The sequence below is a fragment of the Ensifer canadensis genome, from assembly GCF_017488845.2.
In the GTDB taxonomy this organism is placed as follows: Bacteria; Pseudomonadota; Alphaproteobacteria; order Rhizobiales; family Rhizobiaceae; genus Ensifer; species Ensifer canadensis.
In genome coordinates, this window is the sequence record NZ_CP083374.1 from 414,219 (window position 1) to 434,668 (window position 20,450).

The window sequence follows — 20,450 nt, forward strand, 5'->3', positions numbered from 1 at the left end:
CATCGTGCCCTTCGCGACGGCAAGCACGACTGTAGCGGCGGCTTCTTGCGCCGATTGTGTGCAACTCCACGATCGGCATCTTCATCACATTGCCAGCAGTCTCCCCTCGGCCGACGACGTCATTCGTCCATCAATCACGAGGCTGACATCCACGATCGACCCGTCTGCTTTGCGGTAGGGCGGATTACAAACTTGGCTGCCACAGGGGTGGCATCGCTTTTTTTGAGCCACTGCGCCTTGAAGCGCATTTGAGCGAAACGCATTATTGTTGGTGGGAGCGATCGCGTCTCGAGGAGTGGTGCAAATGTCTTCCGTCGAGTCCCTTGCGGCGAGATTATTGTCGGCGACATTGATGTTCGATCGGGCGTCTTTGGCGGCACTCGAGGCTTTGGCTGCCGAATCCGACAGGCGGATATTGCGACGTGGGGAGGCTCTGGTTCGCGAAGGTGAGCCATCGGATCGGTTCTTTATCGTGCTATCGGGCCGCTTTACGGTGCACAAGGAAGACTATGCTGGCGCGGTCGCCGAGATCGGCCAGGGCGAGCTCGTCGGTGAGGTCGGTTTTTTTGCAGGGCTGCCCCGCATGGCGACCGTGCTGGCTGCCCGCGATTCGATCGTCCTTGAAATCCGCGGCAGCCAGTTCGAGAAGGCGGCCAAAGCTTTGCCAAGCCTGCGGCAGGCGGTCACCACGTTTCTCGCGCGCCGGTTCGCCATGCAGTCTCCGAATTCGTCGCGCCCAAAGGAACCTGCCAAGATCCGAACGCTTGCGATCATTCCAGCTGGCGGAAGTCGCATTTCACCAGTTTTCATCCGTCACCTGCGAGCGGCGTTCGCGGCGGGAATGCGCGCTGAGTTCCTTGCCCGGCCTGACATTGAAGCGCGGTTCGCCGGTCGTCCGATCGACGATCAGTCGGTTCTCAACTGGTTGAACGAACTCGAGGCCAAGACCGAGATCATCGTCTATGTCGCCGATGAAGAGCCCAGTGAATGGACACGGGTCTGCATTCGCCAGGCGGATAGCGTCCTGCTGCTCGCCGACGCGTCCTGCTCGCCCCGCCTGAACCGGTCCGAGGAATTGGCGCTATCGGTTCATTCACCCTCGACCGCGCGGCTCATCCTCATTCACGACAAACGCTCGGCAACGGTTTCTGGTACGGCGAAATGGCTAAACGAGCGTCCTCATGTTGGCCATCATCACCATGTTGCACTGGGGGACGGGTCTGACATCCAACGCCTGGTTCGATTCTTTTCCGGCAAGGCAAGGGGCTTCGTAGCGGCGGGGGGCGGGTCCCTCGGCTGTACGCATCTTGGTGTTTGCAAGGCCTTCGTCGAGGCGGGCGCTTGCTTCGACTATCTCGGTGGGACAAGTTCCGGAGCGGCAATGATGGCCGGTTTCGCCAGAGGGCTGAATGCCGATGAGATAGACCAAGGCACGCACAACATATTCATCAAGGGCAGAGCGTTTCGCCGTCCCACCCTGCCGCATTTCGCTCTCCTGGATCACAAGGTGTTCGATCAGGCCCTTCAGGCCGAGTACGGCGACGTTCTGATTGAGGATCTGTGGCTTCCGTTCTTTGCGCTTTCGACCAATCTCAGCACTCGTCAGCCTCATGTTCATCGCCGCGGAAAGCTCTGGCAGGCGGTTCGCGCGTCAGGCTCGATCCCCGGTGTCCTGCCGCCATTCTTTACGGGTGACGGCGATATGCTCGTGGATGGCGCGATCATGAACAATCTGCCGCTCGAACAGATGAAGGAACTCAAGACCGGGCCCAATGTCGTCGCGAGCTTGGAGTCAGGTGGTCCACAGAAATACCACATCGACTATGACCGCATCCCCGGAGCTTCCGAGTTGGCGCTCGCCTGGCTAAACCCTTTCGGTCGCGCCAGCTTGCCAAAGGTGCCCAGCATGATTCAGGTGATTGCTGCGAGCATGCTGGCACACCGGCCGCAGGACATTGCCATTGGCCCAGAGGATGTCTTGGTTTGTCCGCCGGGTTCGAGCGCGGTGAGCTTCATGGATTGGAGCCGGCATTCCGAATTGTTTGCCGGGGCCCACGATTGGGCCATCCGATGGATCGACGAACGCCTGCGCCAGAACGACCCGGCACTCCACGCGGTGCTGGGCACCTCAGCTCAGAAGGGCCCGATCCAAGTCCGTGGCGACAGCATGGACAAGTCCACCACGTAGCGCGATCCGCCACGTTGCGCCACCAGCGAGCAGTCACTTCATGGCAGATTGAGGTACGCCCGACTCTCGACCCACGGCCGAGCACGAGGAATAGGAGTACGTATGCGATCCGCTACGGCAGCACGGTTGCGCCGACTGTCGCCGAGCTTGAAAGCCGCATTTGGGAGCGCTCGTGTGAAACCCGCAGAATGCGAATCCGATTCGCGTTCACGTTGCACGCGAACACAGGCTGGAATAAAGTCTAGGAATAGATCCGGCCTTGTTTCGGTAGGTTCGTTCCATAGAAGTCGCGAAGAGATTGTCGTTTGAGCTTATATAGTAAAGACATGGCATGCGTGGGCGTCTGCTTCGGGACGCCTGAAGCCCCGTGCCTGACCACCGTACCAATCCGCGCCGCGAGCTTTTCCGTGACCAGCATTTGCCGGGAGCTTTGGGCGGGTGACGCAAACGACGTTCGACTTCCGGCCTGCGAGTCCTACTTTCTCATGCTCTATCTAGAGGACGCCGAACACGCAGACATCCGGTCAGACGGCTCCTGCGCTCCGGTTCGCCGCTTTGGGCGTGGCACGATCTGCATCGTCGATCTCGGGGACGGGGCGGCCATTCGCCTCAACAGTCGACTGCGCTCGCTGGCCTTCGTGCTACCCAAGGCCCTGTTCGGCGAGACGGCGGAGCTATCGCCGGACACCGGACCACGCCGCCTGGTGTGCCGTCGTGGCGAACCGGATTCGGTGCTCTGCAATCTCGGTACGGCGCTGCTGGCATTTTTCGCCGGTAGCGGAAAAGCGCCTTCACCGGCGCCCCTGGGGCCTGTAGCAGTCGCTATCTGCGCCCACCTCCTGCACCGGTATGGCGAGCCGATTGAGGCGAGCGGTGGAAAGGCGGCAAGGGTGTTCCTGCGGGAAGATCTCGGCACCCCGCTGTTGCCAATCGCCACACGGATCGACAGGGCCAAGGCGTACCTCGCCAATCATACCCTCTCGCTGGAGGACATTGCCTGCGCGTGCGGATTCGGCAGCCTTGAACATTTCGCAAAGGCATTTGTCGGCGAAACGGGCGTTACGCCTTCGGTCTGGCGGCGGGGGTGCCTCCATTAGTCCAATTGCTTGAACGAAGAACTTGGCCAGTCTTTCGTTCGCCTGTTAGTTGGGAGTCGTACGATAGGGAGGCCGCCCCGGAAAGCACCCAGGAGCCGAACGCCATTCGCCGATCGATCGTCGGCGCATCCACAATCTCCATCATACGGAGATCCGATCGCGAAGGCTTGGCACCGTGCCCGGCCAACGCGCGCGATAAGGCTCGCGACCTGCTCGTCTCCTCACCGCTGCCAATCGCCGAGATTGCAATGGCGTGTGGCTTTGCCGACCAAAGCCACTTCACGCGCGCCTTCTCGCGTGTGGTCGGCACCACGCCGGAATGCCGGCAGCGCCATCAGCGTTGAGCGCAATCACCGTTATGTGAACGATGTATCCCTGCCGTCCGCCGAGTTTCCCTTCGTTGCGGGTAAACGGGAGAATCTTCAAAAAGCAGACATTCCGGACAAGAACCTGCAGCGGGATAGAAGCAATATCGGGGAACCACTTCCGCAACCGGCAATTACTCGGGGAGAAGCCGATGATCCTGACAGTCACGCCGCCGTCATGCCCGACTGGTCACCGGTCAGGACCTTCGGTGGCTATGCCGCCTGGGGCGGTCCGGAAGGCGCCGGCGCCTGGACATCACGCCTGCCGATCGCCGATCTCAAGGGCTTCTTCGGCGCGCTCGGCTGCGCCTGCAGGGCCGTTCAGCGACAGAGGAACGCACGGCATCGTTAGTTAAACTCCCGCAAAGGATCAAAGAATGAAAAACATGGCCGGACCTGCCGCAATAGCGGCAGTCTCAATCTTGATCTGTTCATCTGTCGCTCTCGGCGATGACCGTGCCCCAGCAACGGGCAAGGCCCGCCCCTCTTGGGCGAAGGTCGTTGTGAACCATCCGACGCCGAAGCGTGGCGCCTATTACAAGGGGATATCCTCGACCGCGTTCGCAGCTTCGAATGGCAGCAGATCCGATGAGGGTGGTGGCACTCGCCCCACGTTAAGATGATGACCGCCAGAGAAGGAGGGTTGGCTGCCCATGAGTTTGCGTGGCTTACTGCAGCGTCGCCACGAAGGCAGGCACATACTGTTGCCAAACCAGGTCGGCGCGCTGATGCGAAGCCGCCCCTGATCCGCCTTGTGGGCGTCGATCACGTCATTGCGCGCCGTTTCGAGCGCCGGCATGGCGGGCTGGACCTGTGCGGCGAAGATCGCCCCGTCCGTCGTCAGCGACACCTGCCGCGTCGTGCGCACGAAAAGCTGGATGCCGAGATCGTCTTCCAGAGTGGAAATGGCCCGTGTGATCGCGGCGGGCGCCAAGTTGAGCTCCCGCGCTACCTGGGCAAAATTTCGTTTTTCGGCGGCAAGCAGGAAGATGCGCAGGGCCTTCTAGTCGTTCATCTTGATTATTTCCAAAAACGCAATTCATTCGCAATTTTTATTGCAATTACTCGACGCAATCAACGGGACTACACCTATTCTCACCAAACAAGTTTACCGCAGAAACCGGCGAAGGCGGCGGCAGACGCCCTGCTTCCCACCAACTCAAAGAGGAGATAACCCATGTCCAGCAAACTCGAAGTCCTGACCCCGCAAAACAGCCAGCTCATCTTCATCGACCAGCAGCCGCAGATGGCTTTCGGCGTGCAGTCGATCGACCGCCAGGTGCTGAAGAACAATGTCGTGGGCCTCGCCAAGGCCGCCAAGGTCTTCGATATTCCGACGACGATCACCACCGTCGAGACCGAATCCTTCTCCGGCCACACCTATCCCGAACTGCTCGCCGTCTTCCCGGAAAACGACATCCTCGAGCGCACTTCGATGAACTCCTGGGACGATCAGAACGTCCGCGATGCGCTGGCGAAGAATGCTGCGAACGGCCGCAAGAAGATTGTCGTGTCAGGTCTGTGGACCGAAGTCTGCAACACGACCTTCGCACTCTCGGCTCTCCGCGATGTTCCGGACTACGAAATCTACATGGTTGCCGACGCTTCCGGCGGCACTTCGGCCGACGCACACAAATACGCAATGGACCGCATGGTTCAAGCCGGCGTCATTCCGGTGACCTGGCAGCAGGTCCTCCTTGAGTGGCAGCGCGACTGGGCGCGGAAGGAAACCTATGACGCGGTTACCACACTGGTGAAGGAGCATTCCGGCGCCTACGGAATGGGCATCGATTATGCCTACACCATGGTCCACAAGGCCGCTGAACGCGTCACCCACGGCAAGCGGATTGGCCCGAACCCCGCAAAATAATCATCACCGGTCGCCTCCCTGGTTTGTCGTCGAGACGCACCAGGGAGGTGGAGGCCCTGACCACAGGGTTCGATTTCACTTTCGAGCACACGTTGGAGCACCGGACCGGTATTAAGGAGAAAGCACGCAGCACCTGAATAGCGTCGTTAAATCGCCTCACCCGGCCGTCGTCGGAGGACAAGCGTGGATCGCTTGCTGCGCCCGCTTTGCAAGAAGGGCCGGAATCAGTCTCAACCAATAGGGGTCACCGCAGACAATGCTGAATATACTTCGCGGGAAAAGCAATTCACTGGTACTGGCATTCGTCTCCGGATTCGCGGACGCGCTCTTCTTCATTCATTTGGGCGGCCTTTTCGTTGGACTGGTCACCGGCAATGTCGTGCTCCTCGGGCTGGGGCTGGTCGGTCACGAAAAAGGTGGTTTGCGTGGTCTTCAGATCATGTCATTCCCTCTCTTCATGGTGGGCGCGGGTTTGGCGGCGATCATGGTCACCTCGATCAAGCCTCTCGAACGCGCGACGTTCTGGACGCTCATGGTCGCCGCAGCCGCGTTCGCGATGTCCGCTCTTCTTGCAATCTTCGATGCCGGGCCGGTATCCGCCTGTGCACTTCTCGCCGTCGTCGCGATGGGGATGTTGACGGCCATCGAGCGTCTCGACACCAGGCTCGGCCCGCCGTTCTCGCTGATGACAGGCAACATCGCCGGGCTCGCCACCGCCGCTGCTCGTCGCCTCATCGGCTACACCGAGAAGCCGGAAGAGTGGGGGCAATCATTGACGTCGATCATCCTGGTGCTTGGCTTTGTGCTAGGGTGCGCCGCCGGCGCGTTTGCGCAAGTCACGGTTGGCGTTGCCGGCATGCTCTTGCCAGCCTCTTTGTTGCTCCTGATCGGCCTTTTCTATTCTCCTCAGAGCGCACAGAAGTCGAGCTAAGCGGATGGTCGCTGTCATTTTGTCGCCCGAAGGTGCGATCGCTGCGGCTCGACGGAGACCGCACGACCGCTCGTCGGGCAGACGTCTGGACCTACCCCCTATGCGAATGAGTGGCCTCACCATGTCGCTACTCTGTTGGATCTCTCAACGATGTCATCGACCGCGGTTGAAGGAATGACCTTCCGCAGACCCCTTGACGCACTTAGACATCCAAATCCGTTTGTGCGTAATTGAGGAAGTACCCCGTAAATACCGTCGCCCCCACGTAAGCAAACACGTCGGCTAGTTGCTCATCGCTCCAGCCGGCGAATTGAGCGGCCTTCCAGGTGACGTCGGCGACGTTTCCCGAATTGGCAGCCGCTTCCCTGGCCAGGCCGGCGAGCACATCGATTTTGACGTCGTTTGTCGAGGTGCCCGTTTTTAAGGCACCGACCTGCTCTTCGGTCCAGCCATTCATCTGGGCGAGCCGACTGGCGATACGGGTCATGTAGGCGTTGCCGACCCCGGCCGCAGCCGCGAGGGTGAGGGCCGCACCCACCTTCGGGTCGAAGGTAGTGTGCTCGGCAAGCACGGCGCGCAGGGACGTGTACGCTGTCAGGACCGTGGCACGCACGCCGATCTCGGCGATGTGCTTTTCGACCTCGTACTTGCTGTCGAAGTGCGGGACGCCCGTCTGTCGATTGGCAGAGCCGACCGAGTTGAAGACGAGGTGTACGCCTGCGGCCTTGGATGCGTCCGCGGCGGAGTTGCCCTGCCGCGTCTCGGCTTGCGGACCTCCTTCGAATGGCGTCGTCATCACGAAGAGAGAGGTCGCTCCTTCGAGCGCCTTGGTGAGCGTGGCCGTGGCTTCGAGTGAGGCGCGGAAGAGTGTGGCGCCAGCGTTTGCGAGCTTCCTTGCCTTCGCGGAGTCGGTATTGCGCGTGACGGCGCGAACCTCGTGGCCGCGCTCCAGCAGGTTCTTCGCGACAGCGCCGCCTTGTTGGCCTGTGGCTCCCGTGACGACGACAGCAAGCTTCCGACTGATGACCAATCCCCTTTCACTGGACCAGATTGGGCCGCCGCCGGTTGGGCCGAGCGGCGACCCAACGCGTTCAGCCGACTGAAGCCAGTGCGGATGTGGCCTGACGCCCTGTCTGCAGCGTGTGGCTCCACCAGGAAAAGTCATCCAACAGAACGCCCGCCGCCTGTTCGAGATGCGGAAAATCCGCGAAATCCTTGCCCTGCTGCCAGATGCCAAGGAACTCGGCCATGCCGATGTTCACGGACTTGGGGATCGGCGCCATCTGAAGTTCGACGGCAACCATGCGCAGTTGCTCGATGGCGCGTGCGGCCCCGACGCCGCCATACCCGACGAAGGCGGCCGGCTTGCGGTTGAATTGCTGGAAGGCATAGTCCAGCGCGTTCTTCAGCACTGCGCTGTATCCGTGATTGTATTCCGGCGTGACGAAGACGAACCCGTCCAACGCGGCCAGCTTCGCCGCCCAACGCTCTGCGACGTGATCCTTCGGCTGCATCCAGGCCGGCGATGCCGGCTCATCGAAGAATGGCATCGGGTAGTCGCGCAGGTCGACAATTTCGACGCTGAGATCGCTGCGCCGAGCGGCAATCTTGTGAAACCATGCGGCCGCCCGCTCGCTGAAGCGGCCCTCTCGCGTCGAGCCGACGACGATGCCGATATGTGGGTTCTTGGACATGTGGGTGCTTCCTTTCAGGCTTGTCGAACAATCGGGACTGCGTGCAATTCCCGCTGTCCCTAAAATGCTCGCCGCATATTTAATTGACTAGGCGGGGCTATTGGATTTAACTCCCCCATTTTTAGAAGGAATATCGATGCTCGACCTGAACGACATCGGCCTGTTCGTGCAGGTTGTTCGCTTTGGCAGTTTCGCGGAGGCCGGACGTCGTTTGGGGATCCCCGCCAATACGGTCAGCCGGCGCATTCAGGAATTGGAAGAGCAGCTCGGCGCCCGGCTCATGCAGCGATCCACCCGGAAGCTGAAACTCACCGATGCCGGACATGAACTCTACGATAATAGCGCTGCGGCCGTGGACGGACTGCAACAAGCGGGAGAGGATCTGATTGCCGGCGCGCGGGTGCCCAGGGGGCTGATACGTGTGGCGATGCCCGCCGACTTCTTCGACTTCTACAAAATGGAATGGATAGCCGAATTCCTGGCCTCGCACCCACAAGTGCGTATCGAGTTCGTGTTAAGCGACGCCACGGCTGACCTTATCGAAGAAGGCATCGATGTCGCCTTCCGAGGGAACGCAACCCGTGGTCCGAACTATGTTGTGCGCAAGATCCAAACCCGCTCGTTCGGACTTGTCGCCAGCCCCTCCTACCTTGCCGCGCGCGGGACGCCTGCCACATTGCAGGAGCTGACCCGTCATGACTGTCTGTTTATGCCACAGGCCCGGGACTATGCGACCTGGCGCCTTCAAGGTCCCGACGGACCCGAGGAGGAGGTGACCGTCACCGGCCGCGTGATGGCGAATACCGCACAGGCGATCCGAAAGGCGGCTATAGCAGGCCTCGGCATCGCGTTGACACCAATCCTGGGCACAGCCGATTTCGCGGCTGGCCGACTGGTGCCGGTGTTGCCCCAATACATGCGCCGCAATCTCGGCATGAGCGTCGTCTACCCCAACCGGGCTCACTTGCCACTGGCGGTTTCTGCTTTCATCGACTCCGTCGTCGGCAAGATACGTGCCGAATTGTTGAGCGCAGAAGGATCGCAGCAATTCGCGCCAATTGCCGATCCAACTTCAGAAGGGCCGGACCCACGGCTCTGATATAGCATCGGTAGGTCGGCAATAGACGTCAAAATGCCCCGGTTTTCCGGGCCTTTGTCAGTGTTCCGCTTCGTACGCGCTCCTGCAGGACTCCAGGCACGCTCGTCGGGTCCTTTCAGCCGCGAAGCCTCGTCCGCCTCAGGAAATCGCCCCAAGCACCTCGTGGGTTATGGCCCACAATGCCTGCCGCGCATTCGGGTCGTCGGCGGGCGAGACAGGCTCCAGCGGCGTTGCATCCTTCACCGAGAAATATCCGCCCGTAGCGGTCCCGAACTCAGCATCCATGGCGAGACGAACGATGATGCCCGCGCCTCGACGGGGATCGCCAATCTTCAGCCTCGTCAGGATCCGTTCGAGCATTGGCGCAAAGCTCAGCTCGCGCCCCAGACCAGTGACATTAAAACCTGGGTCCAGGCAGTTCACTGCCACGCCGGTTCCTTCCAGCTGCCGCGAAAGTTCGAGGGATAACATGATGTCAAGCAGTTTCGTCCGTCCGTAGATCCGTGAGGAGCCTAGCCGGGAAAACCGCGTGGGCGCGAACATATCGCCCGTCAGTTCGATCTTTCCGTGATGGCGGGACGCTTCCGATGCCGTGGTCACAATGCGCGAGGGTGCAGACCGGATCAGCGTCTCGCGCAGGGTGCTCGTGAGCAGCCAGGGTGCGAGATAATTGACCGCCATCATCTCGTCGTAGCCGTCGACCGTGGTGCGCGGCGCGAAGGCGTGAATGCCGGCATTGTTGATCAGCACATCGATCTTGTCATGTTCCCTCGCGATCGTCTGGCCGACTGCGGAGACTGTCTCCAATCGCGTCAAGTCCGCATAATGAATGTCGATCTGCGCCTGCGGCGCGACCGTCCTGATTGCATTACCGGTGGCTTCCGCATTGACCTCGGAGCGTGCAATCAGCACCAAATGCGCACCACGACTGGCCAGCTCGATCGCCGCCAGACGCCCGATTCCGCTCGTAGCGCCGGTCATGACGACGATGGGCGCGGAAATCTCGGACATGGACACCTCATAGATATAGTGGATATATATCCATCATATCGATAACGCCAAGGAATGGAAAGGGGAGCGACTGCATGGCGTCCCTCACCGAAGACGAAACAAATGAGACGCCCCTGCTGTGGCTATCGCTCGGCGAACAGCTCAATGCACTGCTGAGCGCGTCGCGCGCGGTTGCGACTGAAATGGCCGCCAGCTTCGACGCCGATTTGCAACCGGCCGCCTACCACATCATCCAGTGGCTTCACGCGTACGGGCCGGCTCAGGCGAGCCATGTTGCAGATGGTTTGGCTATGGACCGTAGCGCGACTAGCCGCCTGGTGCGACAGCTAAAGCAAGCCGGAATCGTCGAGTCTCGTCCCGATCCGGCCGATAAGCGTGGCGTAATACTGTCCCTGACAGACCAGGGCGTCACCAAGATACGCGCAGCGATCAAGTACAAGGGCGAGGTTTTTCGCCGTCGTCTCGACGGCTGGAGCGAGGCGGATCTACGCCTCTTTACGGCCCTGCTTCGTCGCTTCAACTCCGGCAAAGCAAACTAGGACCAGCCCCCGAAGGGCACAGACATGGTGGTCGGCCTTTGTGGAACGGTCATTTGGGAACGTCAGCCGGCCTTGTAGCACGCACCGTGTCGGTGATGGACAATCTCGTCATCCGGCCATGGGCGTGTCGGCCGCTGCAATAGACAGATGGCCTCCTTTCGAGGAGGCCATCCTGCACACGATCCAGAGGGATTAGGTTCGGGATCGCTTTTGCGCGTGCACTAATATAATGGCGAAAGCGCAGGATTGTTCCCATCCAACGATCGGCTCGCGAGGGCTTCTCGCCTACCGGCGTCAAACCCTCTGCCGACTTCTTCATGGCGGTCGAAATTTCGCGCAACGACCAATTGATATTATTGTTCCGCCTCTAGTTACCTACAAGGTAAAGCCCCGGAGGAACTACATGATACGGTATGTGCTTTTGCTGAACCTGGTCGCATCTCCAGCTTTCGCCCAGTCAGGGGATCTGGAAGCGATATGCGCCACGGTCGCAAAAAACTTCCTTCTGACCGATGTGTTGCATCTTGGAATTGTTCAGTCCTTCCCGGAACTGAAGCCGCCGGGCGTGCGGCTGACCTATTCGACGCGTGCCAACGTGGCAAAATCGGAAATGTCGGACACGTTTGAATGTGAATTCAGTAACGCGAAGCCGCCCTTTTCATTGGTCCGGTTTTGCCAATCGAACACCTGCTATTCGCCCCAGGAGGAGGACGCTGCGCGAAAAAGGCGGTTCGATGAGATGCGTATCCTTTTGGAGCGATCACAAAAATAGCCCGGCCCCCGGACGTCTGCGAAGAGAGACCGTTCCAAACTGATCCAATGCATCATCAGATGGCATGTGGCGTTTGCTGATGCTGAACGAGTTTCCAGTCGTTCTCGCAAGCATGATAGGTCGACGTACAATAGGCGTGATAAGCCTCCGTTTCGCGCCTATTCGCTAACGCACGATAGGCCAAGACCATGACGTCGTCCGACGGCTGCGCAAAACACTTTTCCGTCATCCTGATCCAATCCCAACGCGGCGACTGTCGAATGCTTTCGATGATTTCGGACCCTTGAAGAATGCCGAGAGGCGCCACGAAAACCATAATGCAGCCGGGGTGCACAAGATCCCTGTAGGCACTCTCGCCTTCACACCAGAGACGCTCTTCCATTGTCCAGGCGTCATTGTCGATCATAACCACCTCCTGAGTGCAATGAGCAGCAAAATACTGCCTGCCCGATTTCGGTTCCCTTGCATGCCCGCCCAGTGCTTCGCTTAAGAAACTTCAGAACGCTCAGACGAAACTTCCTTGAAGATTAGGGTTTGCTGATGTGACAGTGAAAAGAGTTTCGCAATGGCCCTGATCGCGCCCGATGGTGGCAGACTTCATGGATGTAGCGCAGACGCAGCCGCGCTCCTGGCTTCTATACGCTGGCTGAGGAGATTGCCGTAACCGAGCGCGTGATCGTCCGCATTGGTTGCCCGCTGGATCTACCCGAAGCCAAGGGATGCCAGTCGTGCACCACAATGCCGGCGATTTTCCCTTGGGACATGGATCGGCGGCCCGCATTTGTTCGTTTGGCTCAAAGGGCTTGGGATTTTCAACGTGATCTCCTTCAACGGTCATCTCGGGCCAAAGCCGCTTCACAATTTCGTCGATCACACTTGGGTCTATCAAATCCTCGGCAATCATGATCAAAGCCGTCGCCAGTGCACCGAGACCAAAAGATGCACCGAAAGCGTAGATCTGCAACCCGAACGCAAGCGGATCAAGACTTTGGCCGTGCCCGAGGGCGACCGGAGCGATTTTTACGATCAGAGCAGCGCTGCCCCAAGCAAAAACCCCACGCTCACGTTCAAAATAACGAACCGGATCGGCGTCGGCATAATGAACCTCATGGACCTCGCGACCCATCCTAACCTCAAAATCGACTATCGGTCGATCGCTCAGAAGAAATCGATCACGAATGTGGCAACGAATGAGCGGAACAAACGACAGGAGCGACCGTTCGCAGACCGGCGACATTCAGGTCTGACTTCCGGTTCCCAATGGCGACAAAAGACTGCGTCGTGTCTCTTGCAGACGCCGCCCGCGGAGATCCTTCCGTGACCAATACAACCGTCTTTAGTCACGTCCGTGGCGGTCCCGGAACCTTCAGTCTTGTCAATCGGTTCTTCTCATTGAACCTGGAGTACTGGACATGTCCAAGAAGACTGCTGCCCCACCCAAGAGGGTCGACCCTAGAGCACAGCCAATCCGCCGTCCCGACAACAAGGAAGCGCCATCGGAGCCCGACGACCGCAAACATCCCGCGCGAGATATAAGAGAGATGCCAGCGCCGAACCCAAACGGTGACCCTGCAGACGGGAGTTAGCCCCGTCCACCGCTGCACATGATGGTGATGTGAGAATCTCTTAATTTCGCCAGGCACCGTCACCCGCTATCGGCCGGAGCTTAATTCAAGATGGATTTCAAAGGGGCAAGGTCACGGACGCTAGATGTTTATGCGCGCGAGGGATATCTGGAGCAGCCCGGTGCGAGGTCAGCAAGTTCGGAACAATTCGCCAGCGCCCGCGTTTTATGGACACCCCATGACAGCTGGCAGTCCCCCCGCAACAGCTGTCGTTCTCTCGGCCCCTCCCGCAGGGGCCTTTTCTTTGCGGGCGTCAATTGCCCGCTTGAACATCCATTCGCGGCACCTAATTTAACCTGTCTTTCTTCATCCACTTGCATGTGAAGGAGGAACCCATGTTCATTGCGGAAATGCCATGGTCTGTGCCGCTCTTGGTAAAGTTTCAGAACGGCACGCATCACGTCTTCTCGTCCGTCTATGAGGCTCTTGATTTCCTGGAAAATGAGTGGCCGCTTCGTCGAGGACAGCGCTACGAGCGCGCGGTCAGGACTTGCCGCGGTGCACTTCAGCGGGCGACACCAGTCGCCGTCGCGCGCGAAGCGTTCATCGCAGCCTGTCTTGAAGCCGGTTTGCCGGCCACAGCGGCATTTGAACAGGTGAAGGTGCCCGGAGGCAGTAATCCTCAAAGGGCCGCCTAAGGTTACACTGGCGATCACGGAACGACCTCCGGCGATCCACGCAAACCGGGGCCCTGCTTCTGCCGGGACCGCTTCGGAACGAAGGCTGCATCCGATCGTTATCCCTGCGAAGAAAAGGACAGGGCGATGATCGAAACTTGGAACGAATGCGTCATCATCCAGCTTCCCGACCTCGACGGCGTGCAGATGGTTTGGACGCCCGCGCGGGCAGCTACTTTGCTTAACGACAGCTGGCCGGTAGACTATGGTGTCGCCTTCACCGACGCCCTCAACAAGTGCACGGACGCAATGCTTGGTACCTACCCTTGGGAACAAGCCCGCGAGGCGTTTGTGGAGGCAATTGCCGAGGCTAAGATTACAAAACTGCACTGACATCACGCTGTCGCCCCGCGCTCGCACCGCGATCGACCATGTCCCACACATGTCCGCAGGTTCAATTGGAATGCGGGGCCCGATGCGACCAGCCCTGGCGGCCGAGGCGTTGGCGAGGCGTCGAAAGCGGCCGCCCGCAGGGAACTTGTCTGCCCGTCCCGGCGTTATTTGGCCGGAGGTACGATCATGTCCAAACATATTAACGATCAAAAGCTGAATTCACAGCCCCACCAACCTGTGTTCGACGTCGTGGAGCATTGTATCCGCCACAGCATAAGCAGCAAGGATCAGGGCAAGCTCCTTTCCCTGTTGGGCAAGTTCGCGAGCAGGCATGAGCTCGAAACCAACGCCCCGCCCAAACGACCGCGCTTCCGTTAACCCAACTGCTGTGCAGATCGTCTGGCTACAGCGCCGCTAGTCTAATAAGACGGCAAAGTTCGCTGTAGCACTTTGAATTGCTGCATGTTTTTATCGTTGGATTTAGGGAAACAGGCAGTAGTGTGAAAAGTGGTCCGCGACGCCTCCCCTCGAACCTTATGCGAGAAAAGGGAGGGCTTGGCGTCGACCGGCGCGGCCGCACGCGACCGAGTGACGATTGCAAACCTTGGCTTCATCACCGCGCCGTCGACAACATGCCGGCTTGCACCGGACTTTGACCCAAGGACTATGCTACTCAGGATCGTCAACGATTCTGAGTGTATGTGAGATGAGCTCCAAGACCCGCGGCTACCTCTTCGCCTTTCTGGCGATCTGCATTTTCGCCGCCCAGGACGCCATCACCAAGTACCTTGGTGATCGTTACCCGGCGCTTTTCATAACCATGATACGGTTCTGGGCGTTTGCGCTCTTCGTATTCTGTTTCGCCGCATCGTCACCGGGCGGATATCGCCGCGCCGTTCAGACGCGTCATCCTTGGTTACAGATCGCACGCGGACTTTTGCTCGTCGCGGAAATCGTCATCATCGTCTTTTCCTACGTTCATGCCGGGCTCGCGATGAGCCAGTCGATCTTCCAGGCAACGCCGCTGATCGTCACGGTCCTGTCAATTCCGCTGCTGGGAGAGACGGTAGGATGGCGGCGCGGGACCGCGGTACTGGTTGGGCTGATTGGCGTTTTGGTGATCATAAATCCCGTAGATGTTCACTTCGACATGTCGCTTCTTCTGCCGCTTGCAGCATCCGTGCTGTTTGCGCTCTACAGCATCGCCACCCGCGCGGTCAGCCATGAGGATTCGGCAGTCACAAGCCTTTTTTATGCCGGGGTCGTCGGAGCTCTGGCGATTTCGCTCATTGGCCCCTTCTATTGGACCGAAGTCCAGACTTTCGACTGGCTTGCGCTGGCAGCGCTTTGCGTCTGCGGTACGCTCAGTCACTACTTCCTGATCAGGGCGTATGGGCTGCTGCCTGCCGCCGAAGTTCAGCCTGTCACCTATTTTCAGCTGGTTCTCAATGTCATTGTAGCTGTGATGTTGTTCGACGAGAATTTAACGCACAACATGATCGCAGGCGCTCTCATCGTCGTCGGCGCGGGCCTTTTCACCATCTGGCGAGAACATCAATTGACGAAGCGGTCGTAGTCAGGATTGTGGGCGCCATCCGCGTCCAAAGGCCAGTGCCTCGCGGCGGGTGACTTCGACGTTGGTATGTTTTCATTCGAGTTATACCTTTTTCCAAGAAAGGCATAACAACGAGAGGAGCGGAGCAAGAGAGACAATCGGCGGCGGCAAAAGTCCCTGTGCCGCGACGTTGCAAAACGTCCAACCGCGATGGCGGGAACACAATCACATAACCGCTGTGATCGATCCGATGTCGCAGCCCATCCTACCCGCCTTGGCCGCGCTCATCCATTCTCGAACCTCCAGAACAGCGGCCGGGTGGCGCGGCTTGCGAGGCGAGACCAGATAGAAGTCCGCTCCAACGCGCAATTCTGGCGTGAACGGGCGGACAAGACGACGGGAACCCAGATCGTCCGTCACGAAGAACAGGCTGGCGAGAGCGAGGCCCTGCCCGGCCGCCGCTGCCTCGATCGCGAGCGAGGTTTGGTTGAACCGGATGTTCTTGCCCGAGGTGGCGACCCCTGCGGGAAAGGCAAGATCCAGAAACTGGGGCCAGAAATCATGGGCATCATGTAGCAACGCATAATGCCTGAGATTTTCGGGCTGTGTTGGCGGTCCCAGCTTCTCGATCAATAGAGGGCTTGCGACAGCAACGATCACGTTTTCGTACAGGAGGTCGGCGATCAGACCCGGTCCGAAGGGCGGACGCCCGTAGCGCACCGCTAAGTCCACGGCGTCGGTTTGGAAATTGGAGATCCGGTCGGTCGCCAGAATGCGCAGGCCGATGTCGGGATGCATCTCCGTGAAGTCCGGCAACCGTGGGATCAGCCAGCGCGATGCGAAAGTGGGCGTCACGCTGATGGTCAGATGGCGTGGTTCGGGTTTCAGGGCTTCCGTCGCATCGGAAATCAGTTCGAAGGCGCGGCTGATATTGCCCACATAGCTGCGCCCAACGTCGGTGAGCGCAAGCGTCCGCGTATGGCGCTCGAACAGCTTCAGGCCGAGGGAGGTTTCCAAACCGCGCACCTGCTGCGCGACTGCACCCTGCGTCACTCCCAACTCTTCAGCGGCGAGGCGGAAGTTCAGATGTCGCGATGCGGCCTCGAAGGCACGCAATGCGTTCAGCGGCGGAAGTCGCCGATTACCGTCAGCCATGCGATAGTTTTTCTACTGGATGATAAGTGTTGTTCTGGTTCGTGAGCCTAGACGAAAGATGCTATCACTGTGGTCAATTAACGCAAATCCCGATGAAGGAAACGAATATGTCAGCAGAAAAAGTGGCGATCGTCGTGGCGGGTGGTTCTGGTATGGGTGCGGCCTCGGCCCGGCGTCTGGCCGCTGACGGGTTCAAGGTGGCCATCCTGTCGTCCTCGGGCAAGGGAGAGGCGCTGGCGCAGGAACTCGGCGGATTTGGCCTCACCGGATCGAACCAATCCAACGATGACCTGAAGCGCCTGGTGAATGGTACGGTGGACCGTTGGGGCCGGATCGACGTGCTGGTGAACAGCGCCGGGCATGGGCCGAGGAAGCCGATCCTTGAGATTACGGATGAGGACTGGCACACCGGAATCGACGTCTACTTCCTGAATGCCGTGCGACCGACACGGCTGGTAACGCCCATAATGCAAGGCCAGAAATCCGGCTCGATCATAAACATCTCCACCGCGTGGGCATTCGAACCAAGCGCCATGTTTCCGACCTCGGCGGTGGCGCGCGCGGGTCTTGCATCCTTCACGAAGGTGTTTGCCGACACCTATGCGGCCGAGAATATCCGCATGAACAATATCCTGCCCGGCTGGATCGACAGCCTTCCGGCCACCGAGGAACGGCGCGAGGGCGTGCCTATGAAAAGGTATGGCACCAGCGACGAAATCGCCGCAACGGTGGCATTTCTTGCCTCCGATGGTGCGGCCTACATCACGGGCCAGAACATTCGTGTTGACGGCGGCATCACGCGCTCCGTGTGATCGCTGCTGTCGGATCGTCATGTGAGAAGGTTGGGGTCAACGATTGTTGGGTGGGATCCAGATTTCCTCCATCCAGGCCTGAGAGACCGGCATCTTACCGGCCCGGTCTACGGGCCTGTACAACCTCAATGGCCGGCTCAGTCTGCGTGCCCTGCGGGCTCACTCATTGGGGCGCTACCCTTCTGGGCACCCCGCCCCTGTTCCTTGCCATTGATGGCTGAGACATGCCATTAAGCTCTGACCCGCAAAACGGCCGCGAAGGACCGCTTTGCAGCGCAAGCGCAAGGCGCAGCAAGCGGCACGCTCCGGCTGCTTCTCCGTGAGGCAGGCCGACACATTTCAGGAGAACTCATGTTTGACCACGTCAAATTCGGAGTGAGCGACTATGCAGCGAGCAAAGCGTTCTTCCTGAGCGCACTCGAGCCGCTCGGTGTAGCTGTCGTCGCGGAGGGACCGCCGACATACGGTGTCGAGCTTAGCCCAAAGGGTAAGGCTTCACTGTGCCTGTACCAAACCGAGGAGAAGCCGGCGCATCTTCATTTGGCGTTCACGGCCGACAATCGCCAGCAAGTCGAAGCTTTCTATCGCGCGGCTCTGCAGGCCGGTGGCAAAGACAACGGTGCGCCCGGTCTGCGCCCGCACTACCACGCGAACTACTATGCAGCTTTCGTCATTGGCCCCGACGGGCACAATATCGAAGTGGTTTGCCACGAACCGGGGGCCTAACCCCTCCATCGCGGCGACGTCCACAAGCGGGCTTCCCCCACCGGCCGCCACCGCTCATGCCAAGCGTTGACCGTCTGCTTCCAGACCCAAAAACCGAGACCGGATCAACGCCTTGGCTGGGTTCCGCGTCGGACATCACGCTCGACAAAGAGCCTCCAGCGCTGCCCGATGGATTTTTTCGTTCGCCGCCATCAGCACCGCATCATATCGGCGCGCGTCCGCTAGTGGTCTGCCTTCCCAATCCGTCACAATGCCGCCGGCGCCGAGCACGATCGGGATCTGCGGCAAAATATCGTAGTCGAAGACATTGCTTTCGAGGAGGAGATCGATGCCGCCTAGGGCCAGGAGGCCGGCAGCGTAGCAGTCGTGCGAAAACCGGGTGAAGTGGACCTTTGCGGCCAACACGGCGAATTGGCCGTGGCGCTCGCGGTCGAACTGTTCCAGAGCAGAGGTGTAGAGAACCGCCTGATCGATAGCCGCTCGATCGCCGGTGCGGATCGGGTCCCCGTTGAGGGTCGCCGGCGTGCCGGACAGGCCAAGCCAGCGTTCGCCCGTGATCGGCTGATTGATCATGCCGAGTACGGGTTCACCGCGATAAAGAAGGGCGATCTGCGTGCCGAAGGCGAGCGAGCCGGAGACGAAGGATTTCGTGCCGTCGATGGGATCAAGCACCCAGATCCATTCGGCATCCGTCCGGCAGGCGCCGAACTCCTCGCCCCTGATGCCGTGATCGGGGAAATGGACCTCGATCAGTTGCCGCATCGCTGCTTCCGCATCGCGGTCGGCGATGGTTACGGGACTGGCATCGGCCTTGGCGTCGATGGCAAGGCGCTGGCGGAAATACGGGCGGATGACATCGGCGGCAGCGTCCGCCATGGCGTGGGCGAGCGCCAGAAAGGCCGGCGGGCAGGTCTGTGCAGGCGTCATGCTTGGTTCCTTTCGGCTTCGGTCGCGATCTCGCGCAACAGGGTTCTGACGGTCTCGACCTGTCTTTGGGCGGCGGCGGCCTCCTGCCGCAGACGCGCCGTCAGGTTGCCTGGCCCGATATCGGTGAAGCTCGCCGGGCGGGCGGCAATGAACGGGTCCGGCTCATCCGAAGGCAACCGCAGGGCGGGCGCGAAATACCCTTCTTCCTCCTCCAGCCCGAAGGCCAGAACCTGCGGTCGGTCTTCGCCCAGAAGCAGCAATTCCACAAACATCGCCGCCATCGGCAGATGCCCTTCGCCGGACAGGCAGGCAAGATGAGCCCAGCCGCCACGATCCGGTTGGACGAGGCAATCCTTCACATGCACTTCGGCAATGTAGGGCGCCTGCAGCGCCAGCGCCGGCAGCGGCAATTCGTAGGCGTTGATCATGTTGCCGAAATCGAACAGCAGGCCGAGGCGCGGGTTGTCGACGGCCCGCAGGATACGGATCAGCTCCCCGGATGTCAGGTCCTCGTGCTGTTCGAGCGTGTAGCGCAGCCGTGCCTGCGGATCGAAGTCGACAAGGCGCCGCAGGTCTGCGATCGTCCACTCGACGATCTCCGAAATGCGACCCTCGTAACGCGGATAGCAGCGCAGCGAGGTGGCGCCGGCGGCAAGCGCGATGCGCACGGCATCCGAAAGCCCGGCCGCTTCCGTCGTGCTGGTCTCGACATGCAGTTCCAGCCCGTGGCGCCCGACAGCCCCCGCAAAGGCTTGCAGAGCCGCGTCCGGCATCCGGCTCAGGCTTGCCTCTTCGCCGTCCTCAATATGGATCTTGATGCCGCAAAGCTGCTGCGCATGGGCGAATTCGATGAGATGCAGCGGCGTCATGCCGCCGAAGCGCATGTTGAGATGAAAGGCATAGGCATGCGCAAACAGCGGGGCGCTCCTCGCCCGCGCGGCAAGTCGGCCGCGGCTTTCAGCGGCAAGGGCTGCAATTCTCGCCCGCCAGTCCGGGCGCGGCATGGCGTTCCATGGCATATCCGTCACGGTGCCGGTTCCTCCGCAAGATAATCGTGTTGGTTGAAGGGCGATC

21 protein-coding genes and 3 pseudogenes are annotated in these 20,450 nt (G+C 60.0%); 15 read left to right on the plus strand and 9 right to left on the minus strand.

Annotated elements, in window-relative coordinates:
* Positions 1-304 precede the first annotated feature (304 nt).
* The 4 genes and pseudogenes from J3R84_RS35345 to J3R84_RS39220 all read left to right on the plus strand — a co-directional run.
* Entirely contained in the window at positions 305-2,188 is a 1,884-nt protein-coding gene (locus J3R84_RS35345; protein ID WP_156408058.1) for a patatin-like phospholipase family protein, read from the plus strand.
* A gap of 407 nt (positions 2,189-2,595) precedes the next feature.
* A complete protein-coding gene (locus tag J3R84_RS35350; protein ID WP_225968652.1) occupies positions 2,596-3,285 on the plus strand; it encodes a helix-turn-helix domain-containing protein in 690 nt (229 codons plus the stop codon).
* A 194-nt stretch (positions 3,286-3,479) separates the two neighbouring features.
* A pseudogene (locus tag J3R84_RS35355) lies at positions 3,480-3,629 on the plus strand (helix-turn-helix domain-containing protein); the annotation flags it as partial.
* 175 nt (positions 3,630-3,804) lie between these two features.
* A pseudogene (locus J3R84_RS39220) lies at positions 3,805-4,002 on the plus strand (hypothetical protein); the annotation flags it as partial.
* Positions 4,003-4,352: 350 nt separating this feature from the next.
* Here the strand turns inward: J3R84_RS39220 and J3R84_RS35365 are convergent.
* Positions 4,353-4,647: pseudogene (locus J3R84_RS35365) on the minus strand (LysR family transcriptional regulator); the annotation flags it as partial.
* A gap of 180 nt (positions 4,648-4,827) precedes the next feature.
* Here J3R84_RS35365 and J3R84_RS35370 point away from each other — a divergent pair.
* A complete protein-coding gene (locus J3R84_RS35370) occupies positions 4,828-5,520 on the plus strand; it encodes a hydrolase (RefSeq protein WP_203527529.1) in 693 nt (230 codons plus the stop codon).
* A 256-nt stretch (positions 5,521-5,776) separates the two neighbouring features.
* Complete coding sequence (locus J3R84_RS35375; RefSeq protein WP_057216925.1) at positions 5,777-6,451, plus strand: DUF1275 family protein; 675 nt, start codon at positions 5,777-5,779, stop codon at positions 6,449-6,451.
* Between the two features lie 202 nt (positions 6,452-6,653).
* On the opposite strand, the gene J3R84_RS35380 is transcribed toward J3R84_RS35375, so the two are convergent.
* The gene (locus tag J3R84_RS35380; RefSeq protein ID WP_057216924.1) at positions 6,654-7,481 is read right to left on the minus strand and encodes an NmrA family NAD(P)-binding protein; all 828 of its coding nucleotides are present in this window, start codon (positions 7,479-7,481) and stop codon (positions 6,654-6,656) included.
* Between the two features lie 61 nt (positions 7,482-7,542).
* Complete coding sequence (locus J3R84_RS35385; protein WP_025430311.1) at positions 7,543-8,145, minus strand: NADPH-dependent FMN reductase; 603 nt, start codon at positions 8,143-8,145, stop codon at positions 7,543-7,545.
* Between the two features lie 136 nt (positions 8,146-8,281).
* On the opposite strand from J3R84_RS35385, the gene J3R84_RS35390 reads away from it, so the two are divergent.
* Positions 8,282-9,244 carry a LysR family transcriptional regulator gene (locus J3R84_RS35390; RefSeq protein WP_057216923.1) on the plus strand — a complete coding sequence of 321 codons (963 nt, stop codon included), beginning with the start codon at positions 8,282-8,284 and terminating at the stop codon, positions 9,242-9,244.
* Positions 9,245-9,382: 138 nt separating this feature from the next.
* Here J3R84_RS35390 and J3R84_RS35395 read toward each other — a convergent pair whose 3' ends face one another.
* Positions 9,383-10,255 carry an SDR family NAD(P)-dependent oxidoreductase gene (locus tag J3R84_RS35395; protein ID WP_057216922.1) on the minus strand — a complete coding sequence of 291 codons (873 nt, stop codon included), beginning with the start codon at positions 10,253-10,255 and terminating at the stop codon, positions 9,383-9,385.
* A 74-nt stretch (positions 10,256-10,329) separates the two neighbouring features.
* Here J3R84_RS35395 and J3R84_RS35400 point away from each other — a divergent pair, with 74 nt between their 5' ends.
* Positions 10,330-10,794 (plus strand): MarR family winged helix-turn-helix transcriptional regulator, encoded by a 465-nt coding sequence (locus tag J3R84_RS35400; RefSeq protein WP_057216920.1) that lies wholly within the window; start codon positions 10,330-10,332, stop codon positions 10,792-10,794.
* Positions 10,795-11,197: 403 nt separating this feature from the next.
* Complete coding sequence (locus tag J3R84_RS35405) at positions 11,198-11,566, plus strand: hypothetical protein (RefSeq protein WP_057207146.1); 369 nt, start codon at positions 11,198-11,200, stop codon at positions 11,564-11,566.
* A 55-nt stretch (positions 11,567-11,621) separates the two neighbouring features.
* Here the strand turns inward: J3R84_RS35405 and J3R84_RS35410 are convergent, their stop codons facing one another.
* Together J3R84_RS35410 and J3R84_RS35415 are read right to left on the minus strand one after the other, a co-directional pair.
* Complete coding sequence (locus J3R84_RS35410) at positions 11,622-11,972, minus strand: hypothetical protein (RefSeq protein ID WP_057216916.1); 351 nt, start codon at positions 11,970-11,972, stop codon at positions 11,622-11,624.
* A 99-nt stretch (positions 11,973-12,071) separates the two neighbouring features.
* Complete coding sequence (locus J3R84_RS35415; RefSeq protein ID WP_203527527.1) at positions 12,072-12,692, minus strand: hypothetical protein; 621 nt, start codon at positions 12,690-12,692, stop codon at positions 12,072-12,074.
* Positions 12,693-13,526: 834 nt separating this feature from the next.
* On the opposite strand from J3R84_RS35415, the gene J3R84_RS35420 reads away from it, so the two are divergent.
* The 4 genes from J3R84_RS35420 to J3R84_RS35435 all read left to right on the plus strand — a co-directional run bounded on the left by J3R84_RS35420 (position 13,527) and on the right by J3R84_RS35435 (position 15,777).
* The gene (locus J3R84_RS35420) at positions 13,527-13,829 is read left to right on the plus strand and encodes a DUF982 domain-containing protein (RefSeq protein WP_057207143.1); all 303 of its coding nucleotides are present in this window, start codon (positions 13,527-13,529) and stop codon (positions 13,827-13,829) included.
* A gap of 126 nt (positions 13,830-13,955) precedes the next feature.
* Positions 13,956-14,201, plus strand: coding sequence for a DUF982 domain-containing protein (locus tag J3R84_RS35425; protein WP_025430319.1), 246 nt, complete (start codon positions 13,956-13,958; stop codon positions 14,199-14,201).
* Positions 14,202-14,387: 186 nt separating this feature from the next.
* On the plus strand, positions 14,388-14,579 hold the full coding sequence (locus J3R84_RS35430) for a hypothetical protein (RefSeq protein ID WP_057216906.1): 192 nt from the start codon (positions 14,388-14,390) through the stop codon (positions 14,577-14,579).
* Between the two features lie 328 nt (positions 14,580-14,907).
* Complete coding sequence (locus tag J3R84_RS35435) at positions 14,908-15,777, plus strand: DMT family transporter (RefSeq protein WP_057221071.1); 870 nt, start codon at positions 14,908-14,910, stop codon at positions 15,775-15,777.
* Between the two features lie 204 nt (positions 15,778-15,981).
* Here J3R84_RS35435 and gcvA read toward each other — a convergent pair whose 3' ends face one another.
* Complete coding sequence (gcvA, locus tag J3R84_RS35440; protein ID WP_203527525.1) at positions 15,982-16,911, minus strand: transcriptional regulator GcvA; 930 nt, start codon at positions 16,909-16,911, stop codon at positions 15,982-15,984.
* Positions 16,912-17,018: 107 nt separating this feature from the next.
* Between gcvA and J3R84_RS35445 the strand changes: the two genes are divergently transcribed.
* Positions 17,019-17,723 carry an SDR family oxidoreductase gene (locus J3R84_RS35445; RefSeq protein WP_203527588.1) on the plus strand — a complete coding sequence of 235 codons (705 nt, stop codon included), beginning with the start codon at positions 17,019-17,021 and terminating at the stop codon, positions 17,721-17,723.
* A gap of 351 nt (positions 17,724-18,074) precedes the next feature.
* Positions 18,075-18,449, plus strand: coding sequence for a VOC family protein (locus J3R84_RS35450; protein WP_057207140.1), 375 nt, complete (start codon positions 18,075-18,077; stop codon positions 18,447-18,449).
* A 135-nt stretch (positions 18,450-18,584) separates the two neighbouring features.
* On the opposite strand, the gene J3R84_RS35455 is transcribed toward J3R84_RS35450, so the two are convergent.
* Both J3R84_RS35455 and J3R84_RS35460 read right to left on the minus strand, forming a co-directional pair.
* Complete coding sequence (locus J3R84_RS35455; RefSeq protein ID WP_203527523.1) at positions 18,585-19,376, minus strand: inositol monophosphatase family protein; 792 nt, start codon at positions 19,374-19,376, stop codon at positions 18,585-18,587.
* On the minus strand, positions 19,373-20,395 hold the full coding sequence (locus J3R84_RS35460) for a sugar phosphate isomerase/epimerase family protein (protein WP_082523543.1): 1,023 nt from the start codon (positions 20,393-20,395) through the stop codon (positions 19,373-19,375). The genes J3R84_RS35455 and J3R84_RS35460 overlap by 4 nt, the downstream gene beginning before the upstream one ends.
* Positions 20,396-20,450: the final 55 nt, after the last annotated feature.